This window comes from Cellulosilyticum sp. WCF-2 (assembly GCF_003990395.1).
GTDB lineage: Bacteria > Bacillota > Clostridia > Lachnospirales > Cellulosilyticaceae > Cellulosilyticum > Cellulosilyticum lentocellum.
Genome location: NZ_CP034675.1, coordinates 4765420 through 4779774, shown reverse-complemented (window position 1 = coordinate 4779774; position 14355 = coordinate 4765420). Strand labels below are relative to the sequence as shown.

12 protein-coding genes are annotated in these 14355 nt (G+C 34.1%); 10 read left to right on the top strand and 2 right to left on the bottom strand.

Features of this window, described 5'->3' with window-relative positions; all coding sequences use genetic code 11:
- Window positions 1-238: 238 nt before the first annotated feature.
- Window positions 239-1198, bottom strand: coding sequence for a DMT family transporter (locus EKH84_RS21750; RefSeq protein WP_127067928.1), 960 nt, complete (start codon window positions 1196-1198; stop codon window positions 239-241).
- 133 nt (window positions 1199-1331) lie between these two features.
- Between EKH84_RS21750 and EKH84_RS21745 the strand changes: the two genes are divergently transcribed.
- From EKH84_RS21745 to EKH84_RS21735, 3 genes are read left to right on the top strand one after another with little or no spacing between them, the layout of a single operon-like run.
- Window positions 1332-2786 (top strand): nicotinate phosphoribosyltransferase, encoded by a 1455-nt coding sequence (locus tag EKH84_RS21745; RefSeq protein WP_127067926.1) that lies wholly within the window; start codon window positions 1332-1334, stop codon window positions 2784-2786.
- Window positions 2787-2798: 12 nt separating this feature from the next.
- Complete coding sequence (locus tag EKH84_RS21740) at window positions 2799-3533, top strand: lysophospholipid acyltransferase family protein (RefSeq protein ID WP_127067924.1); 735 nt, start codon at window positions 2799-2801, stop codon at window positions 3531-3533.
- Window positions 3534-3572: 39 nt separating this feature from the next.
- Window positions 3573-4982 carry a DUF342 domain-containing protein gene (locus tag EKH84_RS21735; protein ID WP_127067922.1) on the top strand — a complete coding sequence of 470 codons (1410 nt, stop codon included), beginning with the start codon at window positions 3573-3575 and terminating at the stop codon, window positions 4980-4982.
- Between the two features lie 89 nt (window positions 4983-5071).
- On the opposite strand, the gene cls is transcribed toward EKH84_RS21735, so the two are convergent.
- A complete protein-coding gene (gene cls, locus EKH84_RS21730; RefSeq protein ID WP_127067920.1) occupies window positions 5072-6526 on the bottom strand; it encodes a cardiolipin synthase in 1455 nt (484 codons plus the stop codon).
- Window positions 6527-6729: 203 nt separating this feature from the next.
- Between cls and EKH84_RS21725 the strand changes: the two genes are divergently transcribed.
- The 7 genes from EKH84_RS21725 (at window position 6730) to EKH84_RS21695 (ending at window position 14350) form a co-directional block, all read left to right on the top strand.
- Window positions 6730-7185: a hypothetical protein gene (locus EKH84_RS21725; protein WP_013658596.1), complete on the top strand. Its 456-nt coding sequence runs from the start codon at window positions 6730-6732 to the stop codon at window positions 7183-7185.
- Window positions 7186-7502: 317 nt separating this feature from the next.
- A complete protein-coding gene (locus tag EKH84_RS21720; RefSeq protein WP_013658595.1) occupies window positions 7503-8372 on the top strand; it encodes a YihY/virulence factor BrkB family protein in 870 nt (289 codons plus the stop codon).
- A 25-nt stretch (window positions 8373-8397) separates the two neighbouring features.
- Window positions 8398-9000 carry a DNA-3-methyladenine glycosylase gene (locus tag EKH84_RS21715; RefSeq protein WP_127067918.1) on the top strand — a complete coding sequence of 201 codons (603 nt, stop codon included), beginning with the start codon at window positions 8398-8400 and terminating at the stop codon, window positions 8998-9000.
- A 105-nt stretch (window positions 9001-9105) separates the two neighbouring features.
- Window positions 9106-9945 (top strand): methylenetetrahydrofolate reductase [NAD(P)H], encoded by an 840-nt coding sequence (gene metF, locus EKH84_RS21710; protein WP_127067916.1) that lies wholly within the window; start codon window positions 9106-9108, stop codon window positions 9943-9945.
- 133 nt (window positions 9946-10078) lie between these two features.
- The gene (locus EKH84_RS21705; protein ID WP_207669752.1) at window positions 10079-12322 is read left to right on the top strand and encodes a homocysteine S-methyltransferase family protein; all 2244 of its coding nucleotides are present in this window, start codon (window positions 10079-10081) and stop codon (window positions 12320-12322) included.
- 81 nt (window positions 12323-12403) lie between these two features.
- Window positions 12404-13252, top strand: a complete 849-nt coding sequence (locus EKH84_RS21700) for a DegV family protein (RefSeq protein ID WP_127067914.1) — start codon at window positions 12404-12406, stop codon at window positions 13250-13252.
- A 21-nt stretch (window positions 13253-13273) separates the two neighbouring features.
- Window positions 13274-14350, top strand: a complete 1077-nt coding sequence (locus EKH84_RS21695; RefSeq protein WP_127067912.1) for a sensor domain-containing diguanylate cyclase — start codon at window positions 13274-13276, stop codon at window positions 14348-14350.
- Window positions 14351-14355 lie beyond the last annotated feature (5 nt).

Below are 14355 nucleotides of genomic sequence, written 5' to 3'. Positions count from 1 at the left end.
CCTATGATTGAATATTATTTTGAAATTATTATAGCACCTTATTTTTTGACTTTTCTACCGTTTGAGTAATATTTTGACCGTTTGTGCAAAAAAACTTGTGAAAAACAAAGAATAATTTTACAATTTAACTACGGATAAGGAGACATTACCTATCTGTTAAGTAAAGGGATTGTCGAACTATATCTACAGAGCAAGTGTTTTAGAACCCCCAAACCTAAAGCACAAAAAATAGCCTCATCTAAGATGGATTACTTAGATGAGGCTGTTTTTGTGACTTCTTATTGACAATAATAATGCCTAGGGCAACAAGTAGGAGGGCTATAATGTGGACAGGTAGAAGCTTTTCTGTTGGAATAAATAAGGCAGTGAGAACAGTTCCCGACACAGGTACTACAAATTTATAAAGTGAAATTTCACCGATTTTTCTAAATTGCAAAATATAGTACCAAAGGCAGAAGGCAACACTTGAGAGCAATGCTAGGTAGAAGAGGAGTATAATGCCTGTTGAAGTAAAATGAAGACTACATACATTACCACCCATGAAATGACCTACTATAAAGAGTAAACTGGCACCTATAAGCATTTGCCACGAAGTATAGACAATGGATGGAAGTTCTTTGCCAATTCGCTTAGCTAAGAACATGGCTAGAGTACTTACAAGGCCAGAAAAAATCATAAAACCTTCACCTAATAATCTAAACTGTAAAAAGCCTTCGCTACTTTTATTTAAGTTAATGAGAATTAATCCTAGAAAACCTAAAGTAAGACCTAGTATTTTTCTTAAATTGAGCTTATCATCTTTATAAATGAAATGAGCTAATATTACAGAAAAGAATATTCCTACTTGTCCCAAAATAGAAGCTTTTATCCCTGGGGTATTATTTACTCCTATATTAAAGAAAAAATATTGCAAAGTGGTGTTAAATACCCCTAAAATAGTAATAAGTAAGAGCTGCTTTTTGTTTATTTTAAAAAGTGGAGCATGGGTTAGAAGGCCGAATACAAATAGGATAAGGCCAGCTAAGAAGAAACGTAGGCTAATAAAAGTAATCGTACCACCTAAGTCACTACTCGCAATGCCCATCTGAGCATATACAATTTTAAGAGCAGGGAAAGCGCTTCCCCATAATAGATTACAAAATACAGCTATTAATGAAGTTATTAAAATAAGCTGTGATTTAGTTTTATTTTTTAGCATATAGAACTCCTTTGGATAAATGTTAAAATTTATTTATAATAAATTATATGATTCAGAAATTATGTTATAATAGATGTATAAGATAACATTATAGTTAAACAGTATGAGAAAGTCAAAGATAGGAGATTGCAAAATGGAAAAGAGAAATTTAACCTTATTAACGGATTTATATCAGCTCACAATGATGCAAGGTTATTATAAAAATGATACGAATAATCATGAGGTAGTATTTGACCTCTTTTATAGAAGTAATCCATCTAAGAATGGCTATGCTATTTGTGCAGGACTAGAACAAGCTATTGATTATATCCAAAATCTAAACTTTAATGATGCAGATATTAAATACTTAGATAGCCTTAATTTATTTCAAAAGGATTTTTTAGAGTATTTAAGAGGCTTTAGATTTACAGGTGATATATATGCTATTCCAGAAGGAACAGTTGTTTTCCCTATGGAACCACTTCTTAGAGTAAAAGCACCTATCTTTGAAGCTCAATTTGTGGAAACAGCACTTTTAAATATTATTAACCATCAAAGTCTGATTGCAACTAAAGCAGCCAGAGTAGTAAGGGCAGCAGAAGGAGACCCTATTTTAGAATTTGGTCTTCGTCGTGCACAAGGACCTGATGCTGGTATTTATGGTGCAAGGGCGGCTATTATTGGAGGATGTGCTGGTACTTCTAATGTTCTTACAGGACAAATGTTTGATGTACCTGTTTCAGGGACACATGCTCATAGTTGGGTAATGAGTTTTGATGAAGAGATAGAAGCTTTTAGAGCTTATGCAAAGCTTTTTCCTGAAAAGTGTATTTTACTAGTAGACACGTATGATACATTAGAATCAGGAGTACCTAATGCTATTAAGGTATTTGATGAAATGAAAAAAGAAGGACTTCCAATGACTTCATATGGTATTAGATTAGATAGTGGTGACCTTGCTTACCTTTCTAAAAAAGCTAGAGCTATGTTAGATGCAGCAGGTTATAAAGATGCCATTATTAGCGCATCCTGTGACCTTGATGAGATGCTTATTGCAGACCTTAAGAGACAAGGCGCTAAAATTACCCTATGGGGTGTAGGTACTAATATGATTACTTCTTCAGACTGCCCATCTTTTGGGGGGATTTATAAATTAGCAGCTGAGCTTCATAAGGATGGTGAGGAGATTCCTAAAATTAAAATCTCAGATAACCCAGAAAAAGTAACCAATCCAGGTGTGAAAAAGGTCGTTAGAGTTTATGACAAAGCAACTAAGAAGGTTACAGCTGATATTATAGCTTTAGAACATGAACAATTTAATGAAGAAGAAGAACTGATTTTGTATGCTGCAAATGCAAGATGGAAAAAGATTAAGTTAAGAGCTAATAGCTATACTTTAAGAGAACTTTTAGTACCTGTTTTTAAAGCTGGTCAAAAAGTATATGAAAGTCCAAATACCATGAGTATTAAAGCTTATGCTAAAGAGGAACTGGATACCTTATGGGAGGAATATAAGCGTCTTGTTAATCCTCAAATTATGCAAGTAGTATTATCAGATAAACTTTATGCCTTAAGAGAAAAAATGCTAGAAAATTACAAAAGGGATTAAGGGGGGAGTGAGATGCTAGAAAGTACAAGAGTTGTAGGCGCGATGGTAAAGATGGATATTATCGGTAGAAAAGCGCGTAAAGAGTATGGCTATGGTAATAAAAAGCATGACGTTAAAACGAGCAGAGAGAAAATTTATCATTTGATGAGGCAACTTACTAGAGATATGATTAAAGGAGCTAGTATGGAGATAAGCATTAAAGGTGAAGAGAACTTACCTAAGCAAGGTCCAGCCTTGTACGTTGCCAATCATAGTAGTATTTTTGATACAGTGCTGCTTGTTAATACGATAAAAGAACCTTGTATTTTTATAGGTAAGAAAGAAGTAGCTAAAATGCCCCTTATTAATAAATGGTTTGATGCCCTGGGTTGTATTTATATTGATAGGGAAGATAAAAGACAGTCCTTAGAATGTATATTAAAAGGAATCAGTGAATTAAAGTCTGGTCAGTCTATTATTCTTTTCCCAGAAGGGACAAGAACCATGGGAGATGAGATGAAACCTTTTAAAGAAGGCAGTTTTAGGTTAGCAACAAAGACAGGAGTACCTATAGTACCAATTGCATTTCGTCATACGGACAAGGTGTTTGAAGAATATAAGAGAGTAAAGAAAACGAAAGTACAGATGAACATTGGACCTATTATAGAGACTAAACATTTAGACAAAGAAGGACAGCAAAAACTACCGAAGCAAGTTGAGGAATGCGTTAAAGGCCTGTTACAAGAATTAATAGAGCAAGAAAAGTGATTTTTTTGATAAAGGCATAGCGGGTGAGGGGGAAGGTTTATGATGACAGAGAATAATGGAATGAACCAAGCAGTACGTGAAGTAGTTAATGTAGAAATGTCTAAGGATAAGATGTTAGGTGTTATGTGGTTTGAAGAACCTAAAAATGGTGGGAATAGACTGAGTGAAAATGATATAAGAGCGGCTATTTCTACAAAGGGAATAGCGGCAGGACTTGATGAAGAACTGATTAATACTATTTGTAAAGAAAGGCAGTATAATTACAAGTACATTATTGCAAAGGGAAAAGCGGCTGTGGATGGTAGTGATGGTAGCATTGAGTTTAAATTTGACACAGCAAGCTTAAAGGAGTTTAAACCTCGTTTAAATGATGATGGAACAGTAGACTTTAGAAATTTAGATGTAGTAAGGAATGTCAAAAAAGGTGATGTACTAGCTACTAAAATTCCTGCTACTCAAGGAGAAGATGGTTTTAATATTATAGGGCAGAATATTAAAGCTAAGAAAGGTAAGGAAGCTAGAATACCAAAAGGAAGAAATACAGCCATATTAGAAGATGGACTTACTTTGGTGGCTGATGTAGATGGAAAGTTAGAGTATGATGATCATAATGTTTATATAAACACGGTATACACTTTAAATGGTGATTTAGATAGTGGTATTGGTAATATTGACTTTGTAGGTAGTGTTGTTATTAATGGAAATGTACATAGCGGCTTTAGAATTAAAGCAGGAGGCTCTGTAGAAATAAGAGGCTCTGTAGATGATGCAACTATTATAGCAGGTGGTAATGTATTCTTAAGCTATGGCATGCAAGGAACAGAACGTAGTAAGATTATAGCAGGAGGCAATGTCGTAGCTAAGTTCTTACAAAATGTACAAGTAGAAGCTGATGGAAATGTTATTACAGAGGCTATACTACACTCTAAAGTCAATGCAGGAGATAGTATTAAAGTAGAAACAGGAAAAGGCACTATCGTTGGAGGCAGTGTTTCTGCAACGAATATGATTATTGCAAGGAGTATTGGTTCACCTATGGGTACAGTTACTGCTATACAAATAGGCGTTTCACCCACTATTTACAAGGAACATAAAGAAATTGGTGAAGAATTAAAACGTAAAACAGAGAACCTTAATAAGGTAGATCAAAGCATTAAATTCTTATTAGAGAAAAATAAGGTAACAAAACTTGACGTACAAAAACAAGCCATGCTTCAAAAGCTTACAAGTTCTAGGCAACCTTTAGTAGAAGAATATGAAGAACTAAAAGCCAAGTATACCAAACTAGGCATTAGATTAAGTGAAGTTAAAGAAGGACTTATCAAAGCAACTGATTCTGTTTACCCAGGAGTAAAGGTTGAGATAGGAAGCCTCATTAAGTATATTGATGATCGTTATGTAAGATGTGTTATAAGACGAGTGGAAGGCGAAATATACATAGGGATATAAATAGCGTTTAAAAGAGTAGCTATGACATAAGGAGGCTGTCATAGCTACTCTTTTATTTGATTTATTATAAAGAAACAAGTGTAATTAGTTTATAAAATTGGAGAAATGAGTCTAGAGATAGACTCTTTAAATTTAATGACTAAGGAACGATTTTTGTACTTCTCAAGTGTGAGTTCCTCACAAAGTTTTAAGTCCTGTTTGAAAATTTCTACGAGTTTTTGTGAGATTCCTTTATTATAAATAAAACCATTAATTTCAAAATTAAGTTTAAAGCTACGGATATCAAAATTAGCTGTACCAACAGAACAAATTTCTTCATCGACTACTATGGTTTTAGCATGGAGAAAACCATTTTCATAGGTGAAACAACGTACACCGCTTTCTAAAAGTTCTCCTATATGTGAATAAGTAGCCCAATAAACGCACATATGGTCTGGTTTATTAGGAATCATGATACGAACATCCTTACCAGATAAAGCAGCTAATTTCAAGGCAGTCATAATACCATCATCAGGAATAAAGTAGGGCGTTTGAATGTAAACAGATTGTTTAGCAGAATGAATCATTTTGATGTAGCCATTATGAATACTAGCATATTTTGAGTCAGGACCACTAGACACAATTTGCATACCTACATGGCCTGAAGAAGTGACAACTTCAGAAGGAATATAAGCTTCTAAGGATAGATTTTCACCTGTTGCAAATCTACGGTCTAATAGAAATTGTAAATTAATAAGATGTACACTGCTACCCGTTAATTTCATATGAGTATCTCGCCAATAACCAAATTTCTTATTAAGTCCGATATATTCGTTCCCAATATTAAAGCCACCTAAGTAAGCAACCTCACCATCAATAATACAAAGTTTTCTGTGGTTACGGTAATTAGCACGCTTTTTTATAAAAGGAATATAAGAACGAAAGAAGCAACTTACCTTTATACCTGCTTTTCGCATTTCACCAAAGAATTTGCGCGAATTACCGAAGCATCCCATTTCATCGTATAAAACAAAGACTTTAATACCTTCATTAGCTTTTTTTATAAGTAAGTCTTTAAAAAGATTACCTAGTCCATCATCTCTAATAATGTAGGATTCAATATGTACATAGCTCTTGGCATTATTAATAGCTGTAAAAAGGTTTTTAAATAAGCTGCAGCCATCAGTAAATAGTTCTATTTCATTATCTTCTGTATAAAGAGCTTCATGACCGCTTAAATGTAAATGAATCAAATCCTTGTAAGAAGTAATAAGGGGGTTAGAGTAAGCCCCTAAATTAAAGTCAAAAACAGCTTGTTGACGATGAATGAGAGCTAGGAAATTATCTTCTTCCTCCTTTTTACTAAAGGTTTTTCGCTTTCGTAAATCTTGCCCTATAAATAGATAAAGAATGAATCCGACAATAGGTACAAAAAGCATAATCATGATCCAAGCCCAAGTTGCGCTGGCATTTTTGTGCTCAAGAAATACAACAGATAAAACAAGTAAAATATTAATAAAAAGGAAAATATCAAACCAGCCGAAACCGGAAAGTAAAAATGACATTTTTGCACCGCCTTAATCAATATATTTTCTATTATACGCAGTTAAAATAAAAATAAGATGAAAAAATAGAAAAATTAGAAAATAAATCACGAACGGTTTTTACTTTGCTACATTGTGTTCTAACAGTTGATATGATATACTTATCTAAGCTTGGCTAAATCTATAAAAGCCTGAAGGAAATGCACAACGAGGCGGTATTTGTAATGAACTGGACAATCTTTTGGATTGTAATGGCGGTACTTGCTGCTATACTAGTTGGTCTCTATTTCTGGGGAAGAAAGATGCAAAAGAAATATGATGAACAACAACAACTCATAACAGAAAACAAACAATCTTTATCTATATTTGTTATTGATAAAAAGAAGGATCATTTAAGTAATCTTAAACTACCAAAGCAAATGAAAGAACAACTTCCATGGATTTATAAAAAACGTAAAATGCCTGTTGTTATTGCTAAGATCGGACCACAAATTCAAACCCTTTTATGTGATCAAAAGGTATTTGATAGTATTCCTACTAAGAAACAAATTAAAGTTGAATTAGCTGGAATCCTTATTGTAAATGTAGTATCTGGTAAATTACCAGACACTAAGAAAAAAGGTTTCTTCTCTAAGAAAAAAGATAAAAAGAAGGAAGAAATTAAGGCAGCTAAAAAATAGGTGCAATGAAGTAGCTCTCACCAAGGATATTAGACTTTGGGAGGGCTATTATTATTTTACTGGATATAAATTCAAGATCATGAGATATTAATACATAAAGGTGGCATATATATAAGAATGAAGAATTAAGAGTTAAGAATGAAAAATTAAAATGGAAAATGAAGAGTGAAGAATAAAGAACAAATAATTAATAATAAAAGAATAAAGAATAAGAAATAATGATTAAAAATGAAAGATAGAGAATAAGTAGCTAAGAATTAAGAATGAAGATGAGAAACGAAGAAGAGCTAATTAATAAGCTGAGTAGGAGGAAAAAAATGTGGAATAGAGCTAAAGAGAATAGAATAGTACAGTTTTTGAGAAAAATGATTAGGCGATATAGTGCTCATAATGTATCAGCCACAAGTGCTTATATGGCCTATTATTGGGTACTAGCTTTCTTTCCTTTTATTATTTTTTTGATTAGTTTATTAAGCTATACTAAGATTCCTGTAAGTGTTCTATTGCAGTATTTATCTGAGATGGTACCTGACAGTCTTGTGCCTGTTATTGAAAATACCATAAAGCAATTTATTTTATATAGAAGTACAGCATTACTATCGGTAGGAGGATTAGTGACACTTTGGTCTGCAGGAACAGCTGTTAATGCACTTACGAGAGGGATTCATATAGCGTATAATTCAAAATATATTAAGCCATTTTGGCAAGCTAGGTTAATTGCTTTAGTATATACTGTTCTATTAGCATTACTTCTTATCTTACTAATGGTAGGACTTGTTTTTGGTAATCGCCTTGGGGATTATTTGTTTGGTGTATTAGATATGCAAAAGGGGATTTTTATGCCTATTTGGAATATGGCCAGACTCACGATGCCTTTTATCGCATTAATTGTGGTACTGTACATTATTTATAAGTTCATTCCTAGGAAATACTTGAAAAGTACCAATGTATGGCCTGGCGTTATGTTTACTTCTGTAGGCTGGTATTTATTTTCTCTGATATTTTCTATTTACGTAGATAATTATAGTAAATATAATCAACTATATGGTAGTATAGGAAGTGTATTCATTTTACTGATATGGTTGTATGGGAGCTGTACTTTATTGTTGTTAGGAGCAGAGATTAATGCTCAGCTTCAAGAAATACGTATCGAAAAAATCATAAGAAGAATAGGACCGAATCTTTAATAGCAATCATTATGAGGTGATTCAAATGAAGACATTAAATCAAAGCTTTTATTTACAAGATGCTATCCATGCAGCTAAAGCTCTCTTAGGAAAGTTTTTAGTAAGAAGTGAAGGCGATAAAAATTATTATTTTAAAATAGTAGAAACAGAAGCGTATATGGGAGAAGAGGACAAGGGAGCCCATGCTTTTGGTGGCAAAAGAACTAATCGCACAGCGCCTATGTTTGAAATAGGTGGAATTACCTATATTTACTTAATTTATGGTATGTATCATTGCTTAAACATTGTGGTGAACAAAGAAGAAGTACCGCAGTGCGTTCTTATTAGAGCGGTGGAGCCTTTAGATGAAGCTGCTATTTCATTTGCAAAAGTGCATAGAAATATTAAATCAAGTAAGGCGGCTGATTTAACTAATGGACCAGGAAAGCTTTGTAAGGCATTAGCTATCGATAAAAGCTTAAATGCTAAGTCTGTTAAGGAGCAAGGAGCTCTTTGGCTAGCAGAAGGTGAAAAAGAAAACTTTGAAATAATCAGTGCAAAACGCATTAATATTCCTTATGCAGAGGAGTACCAGGATGTATTATGGCGTTTTTATATAAAGGATAATCCTTTTGTATCAGTTAAATAAAAAAATAATAATGCTTAATGAATAATGAGAGATAATTAACAATTCCTCATTTTTCATTATTCATTAAGTATTAAAGAAGTAAGCAGGAATTAAAGGAGAGATGACATGATAGAAAAAGCAATTAAACATGCAAAGAAACCGAGTTTTTCATTTGAAATTTTTCCGCCTAAGGGGACTGCGGATTTAAGTGGTGTATATGCAACTATTGATGGACTTGCTAGCCTAGCACCAGATCTTATTAGTGTTACTTATGGGGCCGGTGGCAGTAGTAGGGAAAATACAGTAGATATTGCTTCTGCTATTCAAAATAAATATGACATCCCTGCGCTTGCACATTTGACTTGTGTAGGCAGTACAAAAGCAGAAATGGATGATATTCTCACTCATTTAAAAGACAAGGGAGTTAAAAATATATTAGCTATGAGGGGCGATTTAGGAGAAAATGCTGTATTAGGTGATTTCAAGCATGCTTCAGAGCTTATAGCATACATAAAAGAAAACTATGATTTTAAAGTATTTGGCGCCTGTTATCCAGAAAAGCATATAGAGGCCTATAGCATGGGAGAGGATTTAAAGCATCTTAAGCATAAGGTAGAATGTGGTACAGATGAACTGATTTCTCAATTGTTCTTTGATAATAATGCTTTTTATAGTTTTATAGATAAAGTAAGAGGGATAGGGATTGGGGTGCCTGTAGTAGCAGGTATTATGCCTGTGACTTCTGCAAAGCAAATTGACCGTATGGTATCTATGTGCGGCGCAACTCTTCCAGAAGAAGTACAACATTTTGTGAAGGCTTATGGTCATAATAGTATGGCTATTAAAGAAGCAGGAATAGCATATGCTACTAGTCAAATTATTGATTTATTAGCAAATGGTGTAGATGGCATTCATCCAGTGCTTATACAGGAAGAGAGGAGAACGCTGTGGTTTGTAATGTTTTAGGTAAAAGACGTTTAATATTTTGAGGTTGTGGTGCTATAGGGCAGCCGTTCAAAGTAGAGGATTAAAGCTAGGCGCGAGGTGCCGGAAATTATTTAATATCACCCACCAGAAAATTATAATAGAAAAAAATTCTATGAGAGCGTATTTAGAAGCAGGAAGCAACTTCGTAACAACAAATACTTTTGGTGCTAATAAATACAAGATAGAGGAAAAGGGTTATACAGTAGAACAGATTATCTCAAAAGCTGTGGAGATAGCTAAAGCTGCTAAGGAAGATTTCCCAGATTCATATATTGCACTAGATATAGGTCCCAGTGGAAAAGTATTGAAGCCTATAGGAGATGTAGAGTTTGAAGAAGTCTACGAAATCTTTAAAGAGCAAGTTGTTGCAGGTGAAAAAGCAGGCTGTGATGTCATTCTCTGTGAAACTTTTACTGACCTTTATGAGCTTAAGGCAGCAGTTTTAGCAGCTAAAGAAAATACATCTTTACCTGTATTTTGTACGATGAGCTTTGAAGAGAATGGTAGAACTTTCTTTGGAACAAGCATCGAGAGTATGATTTTAACTTTGGAAGGTCTTGGTGTTTCAGCCCTTGGTGTGAATTGCTCTTTAGGGCCTAAGCAATTAAAGGAAATTGTAAAACGTATTACTAAGCTTAGCCATATCCCGGTTATGGTGCAGCCTAATGCTGGACTTCCCGTTATGCAGGGAGAAAATGTATACTATGATATTACGGCAGAAGAATTTGCAGAGATTATGAAAGAGTTTGCTGAGGATGGTGTGAGTATTTTAGGTGGATGTTGTGGAACAACACCAGAGTATATTGAGAAAACTGTGGATAAAACTAAAGACATACCTTATGAATTACCTGAAAGAGAAAAGGTGAGAGGTATATGTAGTAGTTCAGAGGTTGTTTATTTTGATGATGTCGTAGTTATTGGAGAACGACTTAATCCTACAGGCAAGAAAATGCTTCAACAAGCGCTTAGAAATCATGATATGGATTATGTTTTAAGAGAAGCCATTAAACAGCAAGAACAAGGAGCTCATATCCTAGATGTTAATATGGGATTACCTGATATCGATGAAGTAGAAATGCTAAAACAAGCGGTAGTAGAAGTACAAAGTATTGTAAGTTTACCACTACAAATTGACTCTTCTAATGTAGATGCCCTAGAGGCAGCAGTTAGGATTTATAATGGAAAGCCACTTATTAACTCTGTTAATGGTAAGAAGGAAAGCTTGGAGGCTGTTTTACCTATTGCTAAAAGATATGGGGCATGTATTTTAGGATTGACACTAGATGAAAAGGGAATTCCAGAAACAGCAGAGGAAAGGTTAATCGTAGCAAGGCGTATTGTAGATGCCGCAGTGAGAGAGGGTATACCTAAAGAAGATATTTTTATTGATTGTTTAGTTGTAACTGCTTCGGCCCAGCAGAGTCTTGTGAAAGAAACATTAAAGGCTGTGAGATTAGTTAAAGAGGAATTAGGTGTTAAGACGATTTTAGGAGTAAGTAATGTATCCTTTGGATTGCCACAGCGTCCTATTATTAATAAGACGATGTTAGCTATGGCACTTATAGAGGGACTAGATGCACCAATTATGAACCCTGGAGATGCAGGAATGATGGAAGCCATTTCAGCTTATAGAGTACTTATGGGAAAGGATCAAGACTCTAAGGCATATATAGATAAGTATTCTGGTGAAAATAGTAGTACAGGAGCTGCAATGAGCAATGCCGTTCATAATGAAATTATTATGAGCATGAATTTAGCTATTAAAAAGGGCTTGAAAGAAGAAGCTAAAACGGTTACTTTAGAATTAATGAAAGAAAAAAGTCCCCTAGAAATGATTGAGTCGGATATTGTTCCAGCTCTTAATGAAGTAGGAAAACTCTATGAAACGGGTGTGATTTTCTTACCACAGCTTATCAAATCAGCTGAAGCTGCTAAGGCAGCATTTGAGATTTTGCAAGTTGAAATGAGTAAGCAAAATGTAGAAGCTAGAACCACTAAGACAAAGGTGATTTTAGCCACCGTATATGGTGATATCCATGATATTGGCAAGAATATTGTAAAGGTCATTATGGAAAACTATAACTTTGAAGTAATTGATTTAGGTAAGGATGTACCTAGTGAGAGAGTAATCGAGGCAGTTAAAAAGCACGAGGTTAGAATTGTTGGATTAAGTGCACTTATGACGACCACTGTAAATAGTATGAAAGATACGATTACTTTACTTAGGAAAGAATGTGAAGAAGTAAAGGTTATAGTAGGTGGAGCAGTACTTACTCCAGAGTTAGCACAGTATGTAGGAGCTGACTATTTTGCTAAGGACGCAATGGAAACTGTACGTATTGCAAGTAGCCTTTAAAGATAACCAACAAAATCCTGTAGACTATTTGATTTTCCTTGAAATTTGTTATAAATTAGTATATAGGTAAAGGAGAAGATTATGAGAAAAATAGCTATTGTTACAGACACAGCATCAGACATTAGTATAGATGATGCTAAAAAGTATGATATTAAAATATTACATTATCAAATTGTTTATAAAGATAAGACTTATAAAGACCAATTAGAGATTACAGCAAAAGAAGTTATTGATACCTTAGAGGAAGAAGTACCGACAACTTCATTACCTTCTTTAGATGAAATACATGAAGTCTTTGATGAATTAGTAAAGGAAGGGTATAAAGAAGTTTTAGTTATTCCATTATCCTCAGGTTTATCAGGGTGTTTCAATGCCATCAACATGGTCAAGGAAGATTATCAGGACTTAAATGCAGTTGTATATGATTCACGTACTATTTCAGCAGCTCAAGCTGTTTTAGCTATTAAAGCAGCTGAAATGGCAGATGCAGGCTGTGAAATGAAACAAATTATTAGTGAACTAGATAAGATGAGAGAAAATCAAAATACTCTATTTATAGTAGATACACTTAAATATCTTTTATTAGGGGGGAGAATAGGACATGTATCTGCAGCAGTAGGTAAACTGCTTAATCTTAAACCAATTATTACAATTGGGGATGATGGTAAGTATGAAACTGTAGCTAAAGTAAGAGGCAGAGCTAAAGCAATTAGTTACTTTGTAAACAAAGCCCAAGAAATATTAAAGGATGGAAAAGAATACAAACTATACTTTTCACATGCGGCAGGAGAAGAAATTAAAGATAAAATTATTGCTTTAATTAAGGAAGTAAAACCAGATGTCAAGATTGAAGGAGTATGTTGGATTAGTCCAGTAGCTTGTGTTCATTGTGGGCCTGGTTATGTGGGAATGCTTATTCAGCGTATTTAATTTAAAGTAGGGGGGAAGAGCATGAACACTGATTTAATAGAAAATCAAGAAGAAAGTGTTGAATACTTGCAAATAGAATTACAGCAACAACGCGGAATGCTCTGGCTACTGGGAGAAATTATGAAAGCAGCCATGAACATTACTTCCTTTAAGCAGCTTATGTCTGTTTTAACAGATATGCTTATGGGAGTAATGGGAGTTACAACTTGCTATCTTTGGTTAAAAAGAGAAACAAGCGCAGTAGAAGATTATAAGGTTTATTTTAGAAGTATAGAGCTTAAAAATGAATTTAGAGAAATTAAGCATATTGCCATACCAGCTTCTATAAAAGGCGTAGCAGAATCTCACTCCTACTCAAAAGAAGAGATCAATGGATCATTAATTGACTGCATTAACATACCTTGTTCAAGGCTTGCAGTACCTCTTAAAAATTTTAACGATGATAGTATTTTTGGAGCTCTAGTTTTAGAACATGAGGAAGAAAATTTCTTTACAGCTAATACGATTGCTTTTTTCGAAACGCTAACTGTGTTTATTGCAACTAATGCTCAAAATTCCAAGTTATTACAAAGTGTATCGACGGAATCAATAACAGATCCCTTAACAGGAACTTACAATAGGCGTCATTTAGATCATATGCTAAAAGAAATATGTGTAGATAATAAGGATATGACAGTAGCCGTAGTGGATACAGATAACTTTAAATCTATTAATGATGTGTTAGGACATTTAGAGGGAGATGCTGTTTTAAAAGCGATTTCCCAGCTAGCTAAAGGCAGTGTAAAAGAATATGGAGGAGAAGTAATCCGCTATGGAGGTGATGAGTTTGTACTGCTCATTCCTAGACCTTTAGATGAAGCTATACATATATTAGAAGAATTTAGGCAAGCTGTATACTATATTCGTATAACATATGAATTAGCAACACCTATAACAGTAACACTTGGAGCATGCTCTTATCCTGCTATGGCAGCAACACCAGAGGAAGCTATTGAGGCGGCAGATAATGCCTTAATTAGAGGAAAAGTAAAGGGAAAAAATAGGGTTGTTTTAGCAACTGATGAGGATATTGAAGCTTGCCGAGTCAATAAGTTATAAAATAA